The organism is Rahnella sp. RFA10(1/100) (assembly GCF_004195115.1).
In the GTDB taxonomy this organism is placed as follows: domain Bacteria; phylum Pseudomonadota; class Gammaproteobacteria; order Enterobacterales; family Enterobacteriaceae; genus Rahnella; species Rahnella perminowiae.
This window is the reverse complement of the sequence record NZ_SEWR01000004.1, coordinates 121,594-139,461: the sequence shown is the minus strand read 5'-3', so window position 1 is coordinate 139,461 and position 17,868 is coordinate 121,594. Positions and strand designations below refer to the sequence as shown.

Below are 17,868 nucleotides of genomic sequence, written 5' to 3'. Positions count from 1 at the left end.
GCGGAGATGAACACGATGAAACTCAAAAGTTTATTTATCGCTAATGCCTTGCTGCTGGGTGCAGGTTTTATGGCGAATGCGCAGGCAGCCACGAATGCACAAGCCGACAACGTCGCGCTCATAAAACAAGGTGAGTATGTGGCGCGCCTGGGCGACTGCGGCGCGTGTCATACGGTGGCTGGCAAACCGGCGTTTTCAGGCGGGCTGGCGATCAACTCGAATCTGGGCACCATTTATTCGACCAACATTACGCCGGATAAAGACCACGGCATTGGCGGTTATACCGAAGCCCAGTTCTCGGATGCGGTGCGTAAAGGCGTGCTGCCGGATGGCACCCGTTTGTATCCGGCGATGCCTTACCCTGATTACGCCAAAATCAGCGATGAGGATATGCACGCGCTCTACGTTTACTTTATGCAGGGCGTAAAACCGAGCGCGGAACAACCGCCGGAAACGGATCTGAGCTTCCCGTTCAGCCAGCGCTGGGGCATGCGCTTCTGGAACTGGGCGTTTGCGTCTGACAAACCATTCCAGCCAATCGGCGGTGCGTCCGCACAGGTTAACCGCGGCGCTTATCTGGTGGAAAGCCTGGGCCACTGCGGCAGTTGCCACACTCCGCGCGGCTTCGGCATGAATGAAAAAGCACTCGACAGCAGCGACTCTGATTTTCTGGCGGGTGGCAGCCTCAATAACTGGGACGTCCCGTCGCTGCGCGGCGTAGCGCACTGGAACGAACAGGAGATCGTCGATTATCTGGGCAAAGGGCGTAACGACAAAGCGGCGGTAGGCGGCGAAATGACGTCTGTGGTGGAAAATAGCACCGCCCATATGACCGATGAAGACCTCAAAGCCATTGCGGCATACATCAAGTTCCTGGGCGGTAATCCACCGGTTCCGGCACAAGATTCGCAGAAAGCCAGCGCGACCGAAGCCAGACTGACGGCAGCGAAAAATCTCACCGAAGGCGAGCGTCTGTATCTGGATAACTGTGGTGCCTGCCACTTTGTGACTGGCAAAGGCGCACCAGGCGTGTTCCCGCAGCTGGATCAGGCAACGATTGTGAACGCGAAAGACCCGACAGGACTGATCCACACCATTCTCGCGGGTGCACAGCAACCTTCAACGGCACGTGCACCGTCGACACTGGTCATGCCGGGCTTTGCCCACCGTCTGACTGACGAAGAAGCAGCACAATTGTCGACCTTCATCCGTCAGGGTTGGAGCAACAACGCACCGGCTGTCACAGCAAAAGACGTCAGTGAAGTGAGAAAAACTCTGGCTCACTAAACGTTCTGCTCATCAACAAACGGCTTTCCTCACGGAAGGCCGTTTTTATGTCATCTTCTCAAAGGGACGCCTCGCCGAACACCACGATGCGATTGCGGCCGCTTTGCTTCGCCTGATACATCGCAGCATCAGCTTTCGCCACACAAGCTTCGGCTTTATCATCCTCACTACCCATAAAATAGATGCCGACGCTGACCGTTACCGGCGCGGGGAGAGTGCCGGGAAATTCTGACCTATGATGTTGTTTCACGTTGATACGAAAACGCTCTGCCATCGTACGAACCTCCTCTTCAGAGGCACCGATCACCAGTGCGGAATATTCCTCACCGCCAATGCGTGAAGGAATATCTTGATCACGCAGGGAATGCGAAAGTGACCAGGCAACATATTTAATGACCTCATCGCCCTGAATGTGTCCGTAGGTATCATTGAAGCGTTTGAAATAATCAATGTCAGCCACCATTACCGCCAGCCTTACCCCTGATTGTTTTTTATCTAAATAAGTTTTCATTGCATCGTAATAATACCGGCGATTATAGAGATTAGTCAGCGGATCGCGAATAGAAGACTCATAAGAAATCTGATATTTCATCAATGTTTTCTTGTAAACCATAGAAATATCGTATAGTAAAACAATCACGACAAAGAACGTCGATAACACTTCAAAAAAACGCGCGTAATACCAGACCAGCGAATGAATATAAATGCTGCTGTGTAAAATAGATACGTTGCCTAAATAGGAAATGCAGCTCAATCCGATAGCAAGCCAGAAGGTATTTTTAAGCCGGGTCACAGAAATAATCAGGACGGTGGCAAGTGCCCAGATACCGCCAATAACATACCCCATTTTTCCAGACCAAAGCTGGCTATAATCACGTCCGTCTGCCGTTACAATCTCCATGCCGAACAGCGGATTTTTACTGGAAAGAAAATAGGCAAAAATCACAGCCAGGCAGCTTGCGGCCAGCACAACGCTCAGCACCCGACGATGGCTGATGCACAGAGTATCCCTGCGCTGATACAGGAAAGCAGTGAGCAAAAATACAGCGGCCATCGAGATACTGCGAAAGACCCAGTAAATAGCCAGATCATTGACGGAGCCTTCAAGCACTGCCCCGGTCAGGAAGATCCCCGGATAATAGAGCAGCTTGTAAACCAGATAGAATGCCGACAACGAGTACGCAAAGGATAATACAGCCAGGTAGAGTTTCTTGCGATTCGCCATGTATTGCATCAGCATGAAAAAGGCGATAAGGGTATGCAGCACAAATAAAATGGCGGTAGTGACGGGAAATATTGAGACTACAGCAGGCGTTTCATGAAAAAAATAGCGATGAGACATCACTGTAACAGGAACTAAAACAATCAATATGTATAAGAAAAACACTAACATATTTAACTTACACTTATCTTTAACATCAAATAACGTCATATCACGCATCCCTCTCCGTTGGGAATAAGCCTCTGTCCTGCAAGGCGGCGTGATTTTATCATAAACTGAGTGTCAGCGAGTTTGATTACAGATTATTATTGTGTAATAAACGCTGCTGTTGACCCGCATCATTTTCTGAAAGAAAAAGAATTATTGTCAGTGACCATTAGCGGCCGCCGTTTCATGCAGATGCCGCCACAGCACTTTCCCGTCAGTATCGACTTCAAATACCACTGTCGAATAACGCAACGTCTCCGGCTGACCTGGCAGTTGCTGGCGTTCCTGATACGCAACGACTGCGCCTGCCTCATTTTCAGCAATAACAACGGGTGCTTCAACGTTAATCTCCAAACCGATTTTCGTGCCCCGCTGTTCCCTGAAAAAGGCACATAATGCAGGATAATCCAACCGGTAACCGGTGACGGTTACCATCGAAAATGCCGGACTAAAACGCGCCAGGAGTTCGGTTCCTGCCTGCTGATGTGCAGCGGGATCGGAAAACCAGCACTGGATCAATACATGTGCATCAAACACTTCTTTAACAAAACGATTCATCGCATTTCCTTTTGTTTTTGCTATTAAGACAGTTCAAGGTGACATGATTTAGGGTTTACCAAATTGAAATATAAGCATTTATTTCAAACCACGTCCACATATTGACCATTTCGAGATTTAACGACAAAAAAGCCCCGCATTTAACTGTGCGGGGCTTTTTTGTTTCTGCGATCACATCAGGAAGGTTTGTTGATTATGCGCTTTAAGCATTGTTGATACTGAATAAACCGCCATATTTTTGGCGGTTTTGATGCATGCATTTACTTCACTAACTAAATGTTATTTAGGCATATAAACACAATAATTTTGGTTAAGTCAAAAAAAGTAATATGATGAAAATCTGATCAACCAAAACTGCAAGGATTAGCAGGTGCATCATGTTTACACTCTACGAAGGCCGTGAAATTAAATGGGAACTCAGCCCAGAAGGCTTCGCCTATATCTGCTCACCCGAGCACGCTTTAGAACAATCTAAAACCCACTATGATCTGGATGAGCGAAATTACCGCAGCAAATTCAGCCCCTTTAGTGTTCCTGAGCGCGTTTACTCAGGACAGCCCACATGGCGACGCGCACAGGCCGGGTATGTGGATCCCATTTACGACTTAATAAAAGAGCATCTTCAGTTAGGCTGGCTGATTGGTGTGGATACCACTGAGCAATGGAATTGGGTCGAAAACCCATTTTACGTTGATGAAAATGGTGACCTGATTTGTGACAGAGCCTATCTGTACCACGAATGGTTTATTCGACAGACTATGGATGCTTATGAATTCGCCGTAGCCGAAAGACAAGGTGTAAAAGCCCTTCCAACTCAGAAATACGATTACGGGGGGTGGGGTTCAGCACCTGTTCAACATGCCCAGTCAACTAAGACAATCAATAGTAAAGCTGCCGGGCGGTTATTAGCTGCTGGCGGTGTCTACAATGGAAACATAGAAGGCTATGCCAAAACAGCTCAGCAGCTCGGCGGTGAAGCTCCGGCAGGTTATGATCAGATGCTGAATGAGACAACCGCAGGTTCGGCGATTGCTATTGTCTCTGCGGCAGCGGGATTAGGTCTTGGTCGAATGGGTGCAATTAGCGAGATAAAGCAACTGGAAAATCTTGCGAAAACAAATTCAATTACTTCAGAAACGGGCTTTCTATTAAAATCAGGAACATTGTTGAACGCTGATAAAGCTGTAATTGATCCTAAAAAACTCATTTCATATGCGTTAAATCCAGACCATCCTGTTGGCGGTAACAAAGCTAAGGTTTTCGAGTCAGCTTTAGGCTATAACCAGACGAATGTTGACGACCTAATTACTAAAGTTCAGGCTGGTATTGTCTCCAACCCAGCAAAACTATTAGGCTCAGACAATTTTGGTCAACGTATGGCTGTAGAGATGCCAATTACAGGGATTAATGGGAATACAGCAATTGTACGAACAGGTTGGATGTACGATACCGGTTCCTCCGTTCCCAGAATGACTACTATCTTCGTTAAATAAAGGCCAGATATGGAATTTTCACTTTTTGATGTTGTTATATTAAATGTAGACCTGCCTGATGAGGGGCTAGTTAAAGGAATGACCGGGGCAATTATAGATGTTTATAGTTCGCCATCGATGGCTTATGAAGTTGAATTCTGCGATCAACAAGGCCGAACAATCGCTTCTGTGGCATTGGCTCCAGAACAGTTACAACATAAATCCTGATTCATCGGTTAAGACAAGGCTACCAGAGTACACTGGTAGCCATTTTTTCTTTGGTTTTCTTAGCTCGTCAAAGGCACCACACGCAACGCTACTCAGTCAGTGCCAAGATGAGGGGCATAAACACCGATGATTTTCTGGATCTCTTCGTCGTACTCGTTTAACTCATCAATCACTTGGTGGGCGGTTATTACCGTTTACTCATCGCGTGGGACATTCGCCCCACCCTGCGCAGAAATATATGCGGCGAAATCACCACCATCGGCTGCTGCTCTGGCAGCTTCGACAAGTTCGTCAAACTCGCACTGATGTTTAAAGGCGGGCAATGTAGCGGAGATTTTCGGAGGGATAAACGGACGTGATGCAGTTACACTGTCAAAATTATTTTGACAGTGAGGAGACCCGGAATGCTGAATTTACAGCGGCTGGAGATTTTCATTGCGGTGGTTAGTGCAGGCAGTTTTACCCGCGCAGCAACTTCGCTCGAGCTGACCAAAGCGGTGGTGAGTTTTAACGTTAAGCAACTGGAAATTGCTCATAGCCGGTTGCCGCTGCCAATGCGTTGGCCGGTGATAACCCCCGGCAGAGATAAGATACCGTTCAGGGTTTCTTCGCCCGCAGCCATTGTGGCCGACAGCGCGTCGGCGTTGTTAGCTTTTGCACTCGCAGGCGCAGGGGTCGCCCTGCTGCCGGACTGGCTGGTACAGCCGGAAATCGACGCACAGCGGTTATGCCATTTGCTGCCCGATCACCGTTTCCCACCGCAGGGCATTTTCGCACTCTATCCCAACACCCGCCATGTGCCGGAAAAAGTGCGGCGTTTTATTGATTTCCTCAAAAAACAGATGGCGGAGTCTCCTGCCCAGAGTAAGATTTAGTGCAGTTCACAGAAGGAAGACGCTCACTATGATCCTCGAAACAGCGCGGTTGCTACTCCGGCCAGTAGAGGCTGATGATATCGGTTCTTTTTTTGCTATTTACGGCGATCCGCAAACTAATTTATTTAATCCGCGCGGTCCGCTGAAAGACATGACGGCTGCGCAGGAAAAACTGAGCGGCTGGTTACAGGAATGGTCGGATCATGGCTTCGGGCACTGGGCAATTGCACTGAACCATAAGCCTGACGAGATCATCGGTTTCGGCGGACTGGGTATCCGTGAAGGCTACGAAAATCATCGTGTGTTTCTCGGTTATCGCTTTGCGACAGCAGCTTGGGGAAAAGGGCTGGCGACGGAGTTTGCCACCGCCGTGCTCAACACCGGTTTTGAGAAACTGGGTATACCGCAGATTTCTGCTACCGTGCGTGAAAATCATCTGGCTTCACAGCATGTTCTGGAAAAAATCGGTATGCAAAAAACGGGTTTTGAGGGTGATCCGGTGCATGGCATCGGCAGTTACCTGTACCGGCAGACCAGCCAGTAGGTGGTAAATGGCTCAACATTCGACTGAATAAAGGCCCGCATGCCAAGGCTTCCCCGGCCTGAGATCGGAAAATTCTGAGTCTCTGACATTGCGGGCTTTTTTTTTCTTAAAATACCTGTACAACCTTTCACATCTTGTATAACTTTATAGTCACACAGGCAATCATTAATCACACATCTATTAACATAAGGGTTAATCATGCGTCAGAACAGGCACAATGGAACGTCCCCGGACACGTCTCATTCCCTCTATACGCAGGTCTTTTCTGATGAGGAAACCATGGGGCGTGTTGTGGTTGAAATCCTTGAGGCAGGGAAGAATCTCAATCGCAAAGCTTTATGTTCGAAACTTTTAAATCGTGTTGAAGCCGCTGGCAGCGAAGAAGAGGAAAAGCATTATATGAAGCTTATCCGTCTGGTACTTGAGCGAGATTCATGATCCATCCTGATTAAGATTACAGTGCAACGATTGGCTTCATAGCATTTCAGTTCGACATATTATGCGGGCTTGATTAATTCACAGCCTACCAAATTTTATGCCTGATGGCGTAAAGTACTAACTCTGAACCTGAAGCTAATCTGCCCAAGACCTTTGGCCGGCGTATATTCAGAGGCTGCTAATATGTATAGAAGTAACGAAGAAAGATTAACTGATAAGCTGATAGGTGAGGCTGTAATTTCCTTGCTTAAATCTAAGAGCCCAATATCGACTGACAGACTTATTGCACAATTACAGTTTATGGCTGTGAGTGCTGACAACATCAATCGAAAAAGCGCCTGTGAGCGAATTATTAATGAGATCCGCCATGATCTGGCTGATAAACGTGGGCGAATCACTTACGAAGTGCGGGATGTCGACAATGTGCGACACTTTTTCAATGCTGAAGGGCCGTCCGATGACAAGAAAAGACATTGATTCATCAAAGAGCTATACGCTAAATCACAGCGACCCGATGAAATCAAACCAATCCCAGCCGATGACAGACTCTGGTTTTAATTCAGAAGCTTATAACTATTTTAACAAAGCGGGCGAACTTTTTTTGAGTGAAACCGAAGTTTTGGGTGCCGCTATTCGTGTCATTCTGGCTGAAAAAGGCAAAGTGACAAATAAAGCCATTATATTGCACCTGATCACCCAACTTGAATGCACTTCCGATGTTGTACAATTGGATATTTTGCGTAGTGCACTGGAAATAGTTGTGGGTATGACGCCTGATGACATCAGCGTCTGAACCCGGCTACTGATATTTAATCGTTTCACGTTCAATTTTAAAACTGAGCGTGCTTTCTCTCATAAACAGCAGGTGCGGAGGGTATCAAAATGCAAGATGTGTCTTATACTCATGTCAAATTGGCTGATTACATTCTGGCAGAGGATCCGGAACTTCTGGTCGGAAATGAAACTGTCATCCGTATTTATAAGAATTTAAAAAGTCATAAAGAACGGGTTACGCATAAAGATATTATTCTTTGCCTGATTCAAAAAATTGAGCAGGAAAGTGATTCGATTAAACAGGATGTATATTTAGAAGCACTTGAGTATGTGGTATACCGTACCCCTGATGATGACACACTATAAAATATCGTCTGTATGGCAATAAATTTTTCAAATCAGCCGGGAAAATACACGATACCTCACCGGCTGATGAGTTTACTTTTCTGAGAATCTTTTAACAGACCCGGCATAATTAAAGATTTTGATTCATTAATGTATATTCCTGCTTAATCTCCGGCCACGTAACAACCGGCGCCCCATTTAGCCTGGGCGAAGCAAACAGCGGTCCCTGAAAATTACAGACCCCTGCCGCATCAAGCCACATCCATTCTTCTGGTTTTTCAATACCCGCCGCGATGACCGATATTTCCAAAGAAGAACACAATCTGATAATGGCCTGAATGATGGCTTGTTTGGGTCCGCTGGTATGGATGTCACAAATCATATTGCGGTCAATCATAATCTTATCAGGCTGGCATCGGGTCAACAGCAATAATTCGGCAGATCCGGCGCCAAAATCATCAACGGCCAGGCGCATCCCTGAGGCTTTAAGCTGTTGTAACGCTGTCGCGAAATTATCTTCGCGCGTCGCGACACCGTTTTCTGTGATTGCCACAATAATCTGCTCCGGTACCAGATCATGAGCAACAATCTCACGAAGCAAAAATCCAATCGCGTCGGGTACCCTGACGAGCGTCATAGGCAACAGTTTGATTGACAGCATTTTGTCGCCAATCCCCATCTTTCGGGCAAGCGCAAAAGCCAGCTTTTTGGATCGTAAATCGGCTTCATAAATGTTTGGGCCGCTAAGTGCAGAGAAATATTCCATCGGAGAACCGCCACCGGGACCGCACAGACGCGCTTCGTAAGAAATAATCTCTCGACTGAGGGGATCAACAATCGGCTGAAACGTAAAATTGTAATCCTTCATCTCGGGAAAGATAAATCCTGCTTCAGGTTTCAGTGACTCATCTGCGATAAAGGACCAGGCATCCGCTGGCAAAATTTCGAGATAATTTTCCTTTTCGCGAGCCTGTACAAAGGTGCATAAAAATTGAAGCGCGCGGTCTTCGTAGGTAAGCCGATATTTAGACGTTCCCTTATCCAGCACTGCCTGAAGAACAACATCCTCATGATGATGCCTGAGGTCAAACAGCTCCATCCCTACATTGCCGAAGCGCCGCGACGGTGCGTAATCACGCATGAGAACAACGACATTATTGTGGCGTTGATCGCTGCAAATCTTGCTATAAATGGCATCGACGGCTTCTTCCGGCCCTTCCAGCAACTGGAAAAAGTGCATTCCGTCAAAAAGCAGAATACCGGTAATGCTACGGCGTTCGTTCTCGATGTTGGCTCGCGACACCATCTCTGCCAGAGAAGCAGGCCGGACAGAGTCGCTGATGTGACTGCGATAGACGAGGGTTAAAAGCATTCAGATATTCCAGGGCAGGCTCCAGTTAAGAACGCCACGATAACAGAAATTTTATTTACGGAAAATTCTCAATTGATTATCTTTCCTTACATATTGTGGCAAGAAATGCCTTGTTGCGTAGGTCCCTGACCATTAAGGATAATGGCGCGGTTGTCGTTTTAGAGGATAATCGCTGATATTCGATTCACTTTCAGGAAGCCAGGGCATGACTCATCAACCCGCACCAGAAGATTTTTACACCGAAAAATACGGTCTGACCCGTACCCACTCAGAAATAATCAACGCAACACATTATGTACAGTCAGGTAAAGCACTGGATTTAGGCTGTGGCAGCGGGCGTAACTCCCTGTATCTTAACCTTAAAGGCTTTGATGTGACGGGTTGGGATAACAACGCCATAAGCGTCGCAAAAGTGAATAATATTATTGCGGCGGAATCCCTGACCAACATCACTATCAGCGAAGCGGATCTGAACACCCACCGTTTCAGCGGTGAATATAATTTTATCTTTTCGACCGTAGTAATGATGTTTCTGCAACGCGACAGCATCCCACACATCATTGAAGATATGCATGCAGCCACCGTAACGGGCGGCTATAACCTGATTGTCGCCGCCATGGACAGCCCGGATTATCCGTGCCCGCTGCCTTTCCCGTTCACGTTTAAGCCGGCAGAGTTGCGTGATTATTATCGCGACTGGGAGATAGTGAAATACAACGAGGATGTCGGAGAACTGCATAAACGTGACGAAAACGGACACCGTTATTCGCTGCGTTTTGCGACACTGCTGGCAAGAAAAGTCTGATATCTATGACTCCTTCGCAGGCAAACCCTGCATGTCCTGACTTTTCGACTAGACTTAAAATCCACCCAAAAAGGAGCACGATATGTCATCACAAGACTTTGATAAAGATCCTAACCGTGTGGAAGATAAAGTAGAAAACACGGTCAATGAGTTTGCCGGTGAAGCACAAAAGCAATTTGGAGATTTTGTTGATTCTCCTAAACACCAGCTGAAAGGTGCTGCACGCAAATACTCCGCACAGGCAAGTGAAGCTGTCTCTGACGTGGCGGATAAGATCAAAGAAAATCCGCTGTCGGGATTGATTGCTGCCGGCGCGATTGGCGTGGTGCTGGGGTTGCTTTTAGGCCGCAAATAACCGTTCAGGAGAAAACAGATTTCTCCTAAATAAATGATTCGCATAAAGGGGATAGCATAGTGTTTTCTGTAGCTATCTACAGATACTAAGATACTCCCCTTGTAACGAATCCAATACCCGTCTCCCCTGGCGGGTATTTTTTTGCGCCCGTTTACTCAATCACTGCCCTTTACCGACCAGCTGAGCGGCTTTGACAAAGATCTCATCTTCCAGGCCATCCCCTTTTTTACGTCCGAGCCGTCGCAATTCTTCAATGATGCTTTCCCGGTTAATGACGGTTCCACTGGAAATTAACCCCATAACCGCCGCGCCGATTGCCAGCCCGATCAGACCTGTTTTTTCGCTTTTATCCTTCATTATAACCCCGGTAAATTATTCGAATTTTTAAGGTAACGCTCAGTATCTATAGCTGATGTAATGCCATTTGTCAGAATTCGCAGATTGCGCAACTTGGCCGGGATCGCATTTTTCTATTAGGGTTAATAGGTATACCTCATCCAACCCATCCAGGAGGAAACGATGACACTCCCCCCTTCACACCTCTCTACTACAGAAGAACTGAGACTCATTGACCGCTACTGGCGGGCCGCCAATTACCTGTCTGTCGGGCAAATTTATCTGATGGATAACCCGTTGCTGCGCGAACCCCTCAAACCTGAGCACATCAAGCCTCGTCTGCTGGGGCACTGGGGCACTACGCCAGGTCTGAATTTTATTTATGCGCACCTCAACCGGGCGATATGCCAGCGTGATCTTGATATTATTTATATCTGCGGTCCGGGTCACGGCGGCCCCGGCATGGTGGCAAATACCTGGCTTGAAGGCAGCTACAGCGAGATTTATCCGCAGATCAGCGAGGATGCCAGCGGAATGCAAAAACTGTTCAGGCAGTTCTCATTCCCCGGTGGCATTCCCAGCCATGCGGCGCCGGAAACACCGGGGTCGATTAACGAGGGCGGCGAACTGGGCTATTCTCTGTCTCATGCGTTCGGCGCAGTATTTGATAATCCTGATCTCATTGCCGCCTGCGTCATTGGCGATGGTGAAGCCGAAACCGGTCCGCTGGCCTCGGGCTGGCACGGCATTAAATTCCTCAATGCCGTGCGGGACGGCGCAGTACTGCCGATACTGCATCTTAATGGTTATAAAATTGCTAACCCGACCCTCCTGGGGCGAATGAGCGACGACGATCTACGTCAGTTATTTTCCGGTTATGGTTACGAGCCATTATTTGTCAGCGGACACGAGCCGGAACAGATGCATATTCAGATGGCTCGCGCACTGAACATTTCACTGGATATGATCAAAGATCTCCAGCAACGCGCCCGCGCCGGTACGTCCAACGACGGTGTTCCCGCGTGGCCGATGATCATCCTGCGCAGTCCGAAAGGTTGGACCGGCCCGAAGACTGTTGACGGTAAAAAAGTCGAAGGTTTCTGGCGCGCACATCAGGTGCCGGTATCTTCCTGCCGTGACAACGACGAGCATCGCCAGATCCTTGAAGACTGGATGCGCAGCTACCAGCCTGACGATCTGTTCGATGAACAGGGACGCCTGAAGCCGGAATTACGGGCGCTGGCACCACAGGGGGATAAACGCATGGGTGCCTCGCCCTTCGCCAATGGCGGCAGACTGCGGCGGAAACTGGTGCCGGCAGAACTGGCCAAATTCGCCGTTAAGCTGACCTCACGCGGCGAACCGCAGGTGCAATCAACAGAAATGCTCGGCCGCTATCTGGCCGATATCTTTACCCTCAATCCTGATAACTTCCGTCTGTTCGGCCCGGATGAAACTGCGTCTAACCGGCTCAGCGATGTGTTTAATGTCACCAACCGCACCTGGCAGGAAGACATTGAACCTTACGATGAGCAACTGGCTGCCGATGGACGGGTGATGGAAATTCTCAGTGAGCATCAGTGTCAGGGCTGGCTGGAAGGCTATTTACTCACCGGACGGCATGGGCTGTTCAACTGCTATGAAGCCTTTATTCATATCGTCGGCTCCATGTTTAATCAGCATGCTAAATGGCTGAAGGTGACCCGTAAATTGCCGTGGCGTCAGCCGATCTCTTCTCTCAACTACCTGCTTTCCTCCCATGTCTGGCGTCAGGATCACAACGGCTACAGCCATCAGGATCCGGGTTTTATGGATCATGTCGCGAACAAGAAAGCCGATATCGTGCGTATTTATCTGCCGCCGGATGCCAATACGTTGTTGTGGGTCGCAGATCACTGTCTGCAAACCTGGGACCGCATCAATGTGATTGTGGCTGGTAAACAACCTGCCCCGCAATGGCTGTCTGCCGACGAAGCCGCAGAACATTGCGCCGCAGGGATGGGCATCTGGCCGTGGGCGGGCCATGAGCCGGACGGAACGGAACCTGATGTAGTGATGGCTTGTGCGGGCGATGTGCCAACCATGGAAACCCTGGCGGCGGTCGATTTATTGCGGGAATATCTGCCGGATCTCAGCGTCCGTGTGGTGAACGTGGTGGATATTATGGCTTTACAGACCCAGGAACAACATCCTCACGGACTGAGCGAAGCTGCTTTTGACCACATTTTCACCCAAAGCAAACCGGTGATTTTCGCTTTCCACGGCTATCCAAGCCTGATTCACCGCTTAACCTACCAGCGCAACAACCACCGCAATTTCCACGTCAGCGGTTTTATGGAAGAAGGCACCACCACCACGCCGTTTGACATGACCGTGCTCAATAAGCTGGATCGCTTTCACCTGGCGCAGGCAGCCATTCTGCATACGGAAAAATTGCAAGGCCAGGCGGATGATGTTCTGGATACGTTGCAAGAGAAAATTGCCGCGCATCATCGCTACGTGCGTGAGTATGGTGAGGATTTGCCTGAAGTTCGTGACTGGAAATGGCCCTCACAACAGGGAAGTGGCGGCGCGCCGGAATAACCTGAGGCGGTGAAACTCTGCCTTGTGCGAAGATTTTCTAAACAGTGCTCCTGTATCCCGGGATAAGAAGGCAAATGGGATTGCTGTCTCTGGGTTGCTTTCGCCGCGGCAAAACTTTCAGTAACGCCTGTTTAAAAATGAGCATGATTCACCACACAAAAGCCACGCAAACATCGCGTGGCTTTTTTCAGAAAATCCTGAACTGTTAAATCATCAGTTTTCCAGCTGGTACGTCAGCGTGATCTCAGCGTTCAGTACCTGAGAAACCGGACAGCCTGCTTTGGCTTTTTTGATGATTTCATCAAATTTATCTTTGTCGATGCCTGGCAGTTTCACTTTACTGTCGAGTGCGATTTTGGTGATCGCAAAACCGCCATCCACTTTATCGAGTGAAACATCAGCAACAGTATCGATGCTTTCCGGCGTGTGCCCGGCTTCACCCAGCATCAGCGAGAGCGCCATGGAGAAGCAGGCTGAGTGCGCCGCACCAATCAGTTCTTCCGGATTGGTGCCTGGCTTGCCTTCAAAACGGGTATTAAATCCATATGGCTGTTCCTTCAGGGCACCACTTTCAGAAGAGATATAGCCTTTACCGTGTTTAATGTCACCTTCCCAGTGTGCCTGTCCTTTCTTATGTATGGTCATCTTTTCCTCCGGTTTGTATTACATTAACTTTAAGTATAGCTTCTGATGAGTGATCCGCGAGGATGACCGTACTGTACGGTCTGCGGACACCTTTTCCATGAATCACAACAACATAGATAACCGGGGAATAAAGCATGTTTAAACCGCAAGATCTCGTTCAGTCCAAAACCGGCGGCCCGAAAATGATTGTCCGGCGCGTTGAGGGCGACACGCTGTGGTGCTCGCGGACAGATGACTTTTCTGCCACAGAAATTTCAGTAAAAGCCGATACCGTCGATTTGTATCATGAAGACGGCGATTTTGGCGTGTGCTGATCACCACATCGATTGACCATTGAGGCCGCCGTGGTGGCCTTTTTATTTCCCATGTATTGCCTCTGCTCCTTTAATGAATTAATATTCGATATTACAGTATAATTATTCATTAAAGGCGGTAATAAATGGACGTCGTTATCCCGGTAGAAAAACAGTTTCAGGCTTATAACAGTCACGATCTCGATACCTTCGTTTCCTGCTACAGCGACGATTTCATCGCATATCGTATGCCAAACATGTCGCCTTCCTTACAGGGCAAAGAAGCACTCAGAACTTTTTACAAGCACCACCGGTTTAACAACGCGGCGTTACGCGCTGAGCTGATTTCGCGAACAGTACTGGGCAATAACGTTTTTGATCATGAAATGATTTACGGGATTTATGACACCCCGGTTAACAGCATTGCCGTATTTGAAGTGGAGAAGGGACTGATTAAAACGGCGTGGTTCTATTTTGAATAGATATTCATTTTAGCCTGTGTATTAAAATAAAAAATCCTGAGATTGTTAAATCCCAGGATTCAATGATTCTACTTCCTGCCTGCTTTACCAGCCTTTTACCGCATCTCCGTGATAGATAGCGTCAGCCGCTTTTACTGTGGCATCCGTCTGATAAGACTCAACCAGTTCCTTCACTGCCTGACTGTCTTTGTTATCTTCCCGTGCCACGATAATATTTACATAAGGTGAATCTTTATCTTCGACAAACAGGCCATTTTTGCCCGGCGTCAGCCCGACCTGTCCTGAATAAGTGGTGTTGATGATTGCCAGTTCAATTTTGTCGTCATCAATGGCGCGCGTCAGCTGCGGTGCTTCGATTTCAACAATTTTGAGATGCCTGGGATTCTCAATGATATCCAGAGACGTTGGCAGCAAACCCACGCCCTCTTTCAGTTTGATCAAACCCTCTTTTTGCAGCAGTAGCAGCGAACGCCCCAGGTTAGTCGGGTCATTAGGTACCGCCACCTGCGCGTTATCACTGAGCTGATCGATGGATTTTATCTTGCGGGAATAGCCTGCAATGGGATAAACAAAGGTTTTCCCCACTTCCACCAGCTTGTAGCCGCGCTCTTTGATCTGCTTATCCAGATAAGGACGGTGCTGAAATGAGTTCACATCAATGTCACCGCTGCTCAGCGCAGAGTTTGGCAACACGAAATCGTTGAAGGTCACGACTTCCACATCAAGGTTGTATTTATCTTTGGCGGTTTTTTTGATGGTTTCCCACATCTGCTGATCAATACCCGCACTGATACCCACTTTAATGTGGTTTTCCTGCGATTTTTGGTCACAAGCACTCAGCGCCAGTGCACCTGCCAGAGACAACGCCAGAACTGAAAATTTTAGTGTTATGCGCATAAAAGTTTTTACTCTTTCCGTGAATAATTAAAATGTTGAAATAACATCGCTGAAGTTCACAGTGTTTCAAAGCAGGTCGTAATGGGCAAATACGAAAAAGAAATAACCAGATACGGGACTGTTATGGGAACGGACAGAAAACAAGCAACTATTGAGTTTCATCTGCCTTACAACGCATAAAACCCGCTCTGCGCGGGTTTTGTCGAAGGAGATACTCTTATGTGGAAAGATTTCCTGATCGTAAACCGATTATTCGCCCGCAGCCTGTAATACCGCAGGCTGAGGGCGGGACAGAAAGATGGTGATGCCTGCCAGCAGTGTCAGCACACCGCCGAGCAGAAAGGCACTGCTGACGCCCGCGTGGTCAGCGAGGATACCACCAGACAATGCACCCAGCGCAAGCGATGTCTGGAAGACACACACCAGCAACGCCGAACCGGTTTCAAACAACGCAGGTGACGCCTGATAGGTCCAGATATTCAGACATACTGGCAGGGCCCCAAAGGCTAATCCCCAGAGAATTACCAGTACACAGGCCAGCGCCAGCGGCACCGGAAACAGCGACAATACCAGCACCGAGACGCTGAGCAGCAGCATGTTGAGCATAAATGCCTTCTTCACACCGAACTCACGGACAGTGATTTCACTGGTCAGTGTGCCTAACAACCCCGCCACACCGTAGCCCATCAGTAACAAAGAAATATTGCCGGCAGAAAGGTGCAGGTTAAACCGCAGCCATGGCTCGAGGTAGGTATAGGCCGCAAAATGACCGCCCGCCATAAATACCCCGATGATCAGCGCATAGCGGATCCCCGCAACTTTCGTGACGCCAAGCATCGCACGCAGGCCGATAGATTGCTGGGCGGGCAGCGAAGGCAGCGCCACCCATTGCAACACAAAAAATGCCAGCGCCAGTACGGCATTGAGCGTAAACGCCATCCGCCAGCCGAACAGATCGCCGATAAAAGCGCCCGCCGGTACACCTGCGACCGTGCCGACCGCCACGCCAGCGGTGATCAGCGAAATGGCCCGTGCACCCTGCTCTTCTGACACCAGCCGTCGTCCGGAGGGAATGGCAAACGACCAAAATCCCCCCACGCCGATACCCAGAATAATACGTCCGATCAGCAGAATATTGAACGACTGCGCCAGTACGGCGATACCGTTGGCCACGATCACCGTTGCGCTGAGCAACAACAGTAAGGTGCGGCGATCCATTTTTCGGGCAAACAACATAATCAGCGGCGCAGAAATTGCAGCCACTAAACCGGGCAACATCACCGCCAGACCCGCATGCCCTTCGGTAATGCCCAGAGACTGGGCGATCGGCGAAAGTAAACCGATCGGCAAAAATTCAGTATTAACCAGCGCGAAGGTGCCGCAGGCCAGTGAGAAAACCGCCAGCCAGCGGCGGAACGCAGAAGTTTCTGGCCGGGTGTCCAGCGATGAGCACTCAGTCATTTTATTATCCTTAGCAAGGTGAACTATTTCATGTCTGTATAATCTGGCTAATAAACGTGATCACTATCACAGGGTCAAGGCATTTTCATAATGAGTGTTAGGGTATTTCTTATCCGCCTGCCGGATAAGCCAGTCTCCGCCTGCCATGCCGGCTGCAGAGGTACGCGGAGGTTCAACTGAAAAAGGCACATACAGATAACGCGGACAGGAAATCTCTCCACATATAAGTATGTTGTAACTAATGTGCAAAAACAGTGAAATTAACCGCCGGATACGGCGGTCAAAAAATGATGGAAGACAACACGGGAGTACCGGGGTTAATGCGACACTGATTTTGAATAAAGCTGGATGATCATAATACCGAGGGCGATGCAGCCCATGCCAATCAGCGCAGGCGTATCAAGCCGTTGTTTGTAGATGAAAAATGACATTGTCGACACAAGGAAAATCCCCATTCCTGCCCAGATAGCATAGGCGATGCCGATATTCATCACTTTAACAACCTGGGAAAGTCCGTAAAACGATATGGCATAACCTACAATCACAATGACGCTCGGAACTAACCGGGTAAATCCATTGGATGCCTTCATCATCGTGGTAGCCAGCGTTTCAGCGCAGATAGAAACAGCAAGGATCAGATATATTTTGAACATAACACCTTCTGAATATGAAATTTAAAAAAATAATAC

The 17,868-nt window shown here is 48.5% G+C and carries 22 protein-coding genes and 1 pseudogene; 14 read left to right on the top strand and 9 right to left on the bottom strand.

Annotation, left to right across the window (positions count from 1 at the left end; genetic code table 11):
- Nucleotides 1–6: 6 nt before the first annotated feature.
- On the top strand, nucleotides 7–1,287 hold the full coding sequence (locus tag ETV65_RS14095) for a cytochrome c (RefSeq protein ID WP_129953448.1): 1,281 nt from the start codon (nucleotides 7–9) through the stop codon (nucleotides 1,285–1,287).
- Nucleotides 1,288–1,345: 58 nt separating this feature from the next.
- On the opposite strand, the gene ETV65_RS14090 is transcribed toward ETV65_RS14095, so the two are convergent.
- Together ETV65_RS14090 and ETV65_RS14085 are read right to left on the bottom strand one after the other, a co-directional pair.
- Complete coding sequence (locus tag ETV65_RS14090) at nucleotides 1,346–2,629, bottom strand: GGDEF domain-containing protein (protein ID WP_165383737.1); 1,284 nt, start codon at nucleotides 2,627–2,629, stop codon at nucleotides 1,346–1,348.
- A gap of 246 nt (nucleotides 2,630–2,875) precedes the next feature.
- Nucleotides 2,876–3,274, bottom strand: a complete 399-nt coding sequence (locus ETV65_RS14085; RefSeq protein ID WP_129953446.1) for a DUF4440 domain-containing protein — start codon at nucleotides 3,272–3,274, stop codon at nucleotides 2,876–2,878.
- A gap of 377 nt (nucleotides 3,275–3,651) precedes the next feature.
- On the opposite strand from ETV65_RS14085, the gene ETV65_RS14080 reads away from it, so the two are divergent.
- Entirely contained in the window at nucleotides 3,652–4,767 is a 1,116-nt protein-coding gene (locus ETV65_RS14080; protein ID WP_129953445.1) for a DUF6883 domain-containing protein, read from the top strand.
- 9 nt (nucleotides 4,768–4,776) lie between these two features.
- Complete coding sequence (locus tag ETV65_RS14075) at nucleotides 4,777–4,974, top strand: DUF4926 domain-containing protein (protein WP_129953444.1); 198 nt, start codon at nucleotides 4,777–4,779, stop codon at nucleotides 4,972–4,974.
- A 101-nt stretch (nucleotides 4,975–5,075) separates the two neighbouring features.
- On the opposite strand, the pseudogene ETV65_RS25200 reads toward ETV65_RS14075, so the two are convergent.
- Nucleotides 5,076–5,273: pseudogene (locus ETV65_RS25200) on the bottom strand (hypothetical protein); the annotation flags it as partial.
- Between the two features lie 105 nt (nucleotides 5,274–5,378).
- On the opposite strand from ETV65_RS25200, the gene ETV65_RS14065 reads away from it, so the two are divergent.
- The 6 genes from ETV65_RS14065 (at nucleotide 5,379) to ETV65_RS14040 (ending at nucleotide 7,971) form a co-directional block, all read left to right on the top strand.
- The gene (locus ETV65_RS14065; protein ID WP_129953443.1) at nucleotides 5,379–5,849 is read left to right on the top strand and encodes a LysR family transcriptional regulator; all 471 of its coding nucleotides are present in this window, start codon (nucleotides 5,379–5,381) and stop codon (nucleotides 5,847–5,849) included.
- Nucleotides 5,850–5,877: 28 nt separating this feature from the next.
- Complete coding sequence (locus tag ETV65_RS14060; RefSeq protein ID WP_129953442.1) at nucleotides 5,878–6,393, top strand: GNAT family N-acetyltransferase; 516 nt, start codon at nucleotides 5,878–5,880, stop codon at nucleotides 6,391–6,393.
- A 198-nt stretch (nucleotides 6,394–6,591) separates the two neighbouring features.
- Complete coding sequence (ycgZ, locus tag ETV65_RS14055) at nucleotides 6,592–6,831, top strand: regulatory protein YcgZ (RefSeq protein ID WP_129953441.1); 240 nt, start codon at nucleotides 6,592–6,594, stop codon at nucleotides 6,829–6,831.
- 183 nt (nucleotides 6,832–7,014) lie between these two features.
- A complete protein-coding gene (locus ETV65_RS14050; protein ID WP_129953440.1) occupies nucleotides 7,015–7,308 on the top strand; it encodes a hypothetical protein in 294 nt (97 codons plus the stop codon).
- Nucleotides 7,309–7,345: 37 nt separating this feature from the next.
- The gene (locus ETV65_RS14045) at nucleotides 7,346–7,624 is read left to right on the top strand and encodes a biofilm/acid-resistance regulator YmgB/AriR (protein ID WP_129953737.1); all 279 of its coding nucleotides are present in this window, start codon (nucleotides 7,346–7,348) and stop codon (nucleotides 7,622–7,624) included.
- Nucleotides 7,625–7,713: 89 nt separating this feature from the next.
- Entirely contained in the window at nucleotides 7,714–7,971 is a 258-nt protein-coding gene (locus tag ETV65_RS14040) for a biofilm development regulator YmgB/AriR family protein (protein ID WP_129953439.1), read from the top strand.
- A gap of 109 nt (nucleotides 7,972–8,080) precedes the next feature.
- Here ETV65_RS14040 and ETV65_RS14035 read toward each other — a convergent pair whose 3' ends face one another.
- Entirely contained in the window at nucleotides 8,081–9,322 is a 1,242-nt protein-coding gene (locus tag ETV65_RS14035; protein WP_129953438.1) for a diguanylate phosphodiesterase, read from the bottom strand.
- A 205-nt stretch (nucleotides 9,323–9,527) separates the two neighbouring features.
- On the opposite strand from ETV65_RS14035, the gene tehB reads away from it, so the two are divergent.
- Both tehB and ETV65_RS14025 read left to right on the top strand, forming a co-directional pair.
- Nucleotides 9,528–10,127, top strand: a complete 600-nt coding sequence (tehB, locus tag ETV65_RS14030; RefSeq protein WP_129953437.1) for a tellurite resistance methyltransferase TehB — start codon at nucleotides 9,528–9,530, stop codon at nucleotides 10,125–10,127.
- 82 nt (nucleotides 10,128–10,209) lie between these two features.
- Entirely contained in the window at nucleotides 10,210–10,482 is a 273-nt protein-coding gene (locus ETV65_RS14025; RefSeq protein ID WP_129953436.1) for a CsbD family protein, read from the top strand.
- Nucleotides 10,483–10,641: 159 nt separating this feature from the next.
- Here ETV65_RS14025 and ETV65_RS14020 read toward each other — a convergent pair whose 3' ends face one another.
- The gene (locus tag ETV65_RS14020) at nucleotides 10,642–10,839 is read right to left on the bottom strand and encodes a hypothetical protein (RefSeq protein WP_129953435.1); all 198 of its coding nucleotides are present in this window, start codon (nucleotides 10,837–10,839) and stop codon (nucleotides 10,642–10,644) included.
- A gap of 162 nt (nucleotides 10,840–11,001) precedes the next feature.
- Here ETV65_RS14020 and ETV65_RS14015 point away from each other — a divergent pair, with 162 nt between their 5' ends.
- A complete protein-coding gene (locus ETV65_RS14015; protein ID WP_129953434.1) occupies nucleotides 11,002–13,401 on the top strand; it encodes a phosphoketolase family protein in 2,400 nt (799 codons plus the stop codon).
- A 213-nt stretch (nucleotides 13,402–13,614) separates the two neighbouring features.
- Here the strand turns inward: ETV65_RS14015 and ETV65_RS14010 are convergent, their stop codons facing one another.
- On the bottom strand, nucleotides 13,615–14,046 hold the full coding sequence (locus ETV65_RS14010) for an OsmC family protein (protein WP_129953433.1): 432 nt from the start codon (nucleotides 14,044–14,046) through the stop codon (nucleotides 13,615–13,617).
- A gap of 134 nt (nucleotides 14,047–14,180) precedes the next feature.
- Here ETV65_RS14010 and ETV65_RS14005 point away from each other — a divergent pair, with 134 nt between their 5' ends.
- Nucleotides 14,181–14,360, top strand: coding sequence for a DUF2158 domain-containing protein (locus ETV65_RS14005; RefSeq protein WP_129953432.1), 180 nt, complete (start codon nucleotides 14,181–14,183; stop codon nucleotides 14,358–14,360).
- A 125-nt stretch (nucleotides 14,361–14,485) separates the two neighbouring features.
- On the top strand, nucleotides 14,486–14,821 hold the full coding sequence (locus tag ETV65_RS14000) for a nuclear transport factor 2 family protein (protein ID WP_129953431.1): 336 nt from the start codon (nucleotides 14,486–14,488) through the stop codon (nucleotides 14,819–14,821).
- Between the two features lie 84 nt (nucleotides 14,822–14,905).
- Here ETV65_RS14000 and metQ read toward each other — a convergent pair whose 3' ends face one another.
- The 3 genes from metQ to ETV65_RS13985 all read right to left on the bottom strand — a co-directional run bounded on the left by metQ (nucleotide 14,906) and on the right by ETV65_RS13985 (nucleotide 17,832).
- On the bottom strand, nucleotides 14,906–15,718 hold the full coding sequence (gene metQ, locus ETV65_RS13995) for a methionine ABC transporter substrate-binding lipoprotein MetQ (protein WP_129953430.1): 813 nt from the start codon (nucleotides 15,716–15,718) through the stop codon (nucleotides 14,906–14,908).
- Between the two features lie 249 nt (nucleotides 15,719–15,967).
- Nucleotides 15,968–17,179 carry an MFS transporter gene (locus tag ETV65_RS13990; RefSeq protein ID WP_129953429.1) on the bottom strand — a complete coding sequence of 404 codons (1,212 nt, stop codon included), beginning with the start codon at nucleotides 17,177–17,179 and terminating at the stop codon, nucleotides 15,968–15,970.
- A gap of 317 nt (nucleotides 17,180–17,496) precedes the next feature.
- Nucleotides 17,497–17,832 (bottom strand): SMR family transporter, encoded by a 336-nt coding sequence (locus ETV65_RS13985; RefSeq protein ID WP_129953428.1) that lies wholly within the window; start codon nucleotides 17,830–17,832, stop codon nucleotides 17,497–17,499.
- Nucleotides 17,833–17,868: the final 36 nt, after the last annotated feature.

What these genes read in the sequence shown, in the direction of transcription:
- ETV65_RS13990 (WP_129953429.1), bottom strand. Translation starts at nt 17,179, where the DNA reads ATGACTGAGTGCTCATCGCTGGACACCCGGCCAGAAACTTCTGCGTTC.
- ycgZ (WP_129953441.1), top strand. Translation starts at nt 6,592, where the DNA reads ATGCGTCAGAACAGGCACAATGGAACGTCCCCGGACACGTCTCATTCC.
- ETV65_RS14025 (WP_129953436.1), top strand. Translation starts at nt 10,210, where the DNA reads ATGTCATCACAAGACTTTGATAAAGATCCTAACCGTGTGGAAGATAAA.
- tehB (WP_129953437.1), top strand. Translation starts at nt 9,528, where the DNA reads ATGACTCATCAACCCGCACCAGAAGATTTTTACACCGAAAAATACGGT.
- ETV65_RS14015 (WP_129953434.1), top strand. Translation starts at nt 11,002, where the DNA reads ATGACACTCCCCCCTTCACACCTCTCTACTACAGAAGAACTGAGACTC.
- ETV65_RS14050 (WP_129953440.1), top strand. Translation starts at nt 7,015, where the DNA reads ATGTATAGAAGTAACGAAGAAAGATTAACTGATAAGCTGATAGGTGAG.
- ETV65_RS14010 (WP_129953433.1), bottom strand. Translation starts at nt 14,046, where the DNA reads ATGACCATACATAAGAAAGGACAGGCACACTGGGAAGGTGACATTAAA.
- ETV65_RS14060 (WP_129953442.1), top strand. Translation starts at nt 5,878, where the DNA reads ATGATCCTCGAAACAGCGCGGTTGCTACTCCGGCCAGTAGAGGCTGAT.
- ETV65_RS14005 (WP_129953432.1), top strand. Translation starts at nt 14,181, where the DNA reads ATGTTTAAACCGCAAGATCTCGTTCAGTCCAAAACCGGCGGCCCGAAA.
- ETV65_RS14075 (WP_129953444.1), top strand. Translation starts at nt 4,777, where the DNA reads ATGGAATTTTCACTTTTTGATGTTGTTATATTAAATGTAGACCTGCCT.
- ETV65_RS14035 (WP_129953438.1), bottom strand. Translation starts at nt 9,322, where the DNA reads ATGCTTTTAACCCTCGTCTATCGCAGTCACATCAGCGACTCTGTCCGG.
- ETV65_RS14000 (WP_129953431.1), top strand. Translation starts at nt 14,486, where the DNA reads ATGGACGTCGTTATCCCGGTAGAAAAACAGTTTCAGGCTTATAACAGT.
- ETV65_RS14095 (WP_129953448.1), top strand. Translation starts at nt 7, where the DNA reads ATGAACACGATGAAACTCAAAAGTTTATTTATCGCTAATGCCTTGCTG.
- ETV65_RS14065 (WP_129953443.1), top strand. Translation starts at nt 5,379, where the DNA reads ATGCTGAATTTACAGCGGCTGGAGATTTTCATTGCGGTGGTTAGTGCA.
- ETV65_RS14045 (WP_129953737.1), top strand. Translation starts at nt 7,346, where the DNA reads ATGAAATCAAACCAATCCCAGCCGATGACAGACTCTGGTTTTAATTCA.
- ETV65_RS14090 (WP_165383737.1), bottom strand. Translation starts at nt 2,629, where the DNA reads ATGTCTCATCGCTATTTTTTTCATGAAACGCCTGCTGTAGTCTCAATA.
- ETV65_RS13985 (WP_129953428.1), bottom strand. Translation starts at nt 17,832, where the DNA reads ATGTTCAAAATATATCTGATCCTTGCTGTTTCTATCTGCGCTGAAACG.
- ETV65_RS14080 (WP_129953445.1), top strand. Translation starts at nt 3,652, where the DNA reads ATGTTTACACTCTACGAAGGCCGTGAAATTAAATGGGAACTCAGCCCA.
- ETV65_RS14040 (WP_129953439.1), top strand. Translation starts at nt 7,714, where the DNA reads ATGCAAGATGTGTCTTATACTCATGTCAAATTGGCTGATTACATTCTG.
- metQ (WP_129953430.1), bottom strand. Translation starts at nt 15,718, where the DNA reads ATGCGCATAACACTAAAATTTTCAGTTCTGGCGTTGTCTCTGGCAGGT.
- ETV65_RS14085 (WP_129953446.1), bottom strand. Translation starts at nt 3,274, where the DNA reads ATGAATCGTTTTGTTAAAGAAGTGTTTGATGCACATGTATTGATCCAG.
- ETV65_RS14020 (WP_129953435.1), bottom strand. Translation starts at nt 10,839, where the DNA reads ATGAAGGATAAAAGCGAAAAAACAGGTCTGATCGGGCTGGCAATCGGC.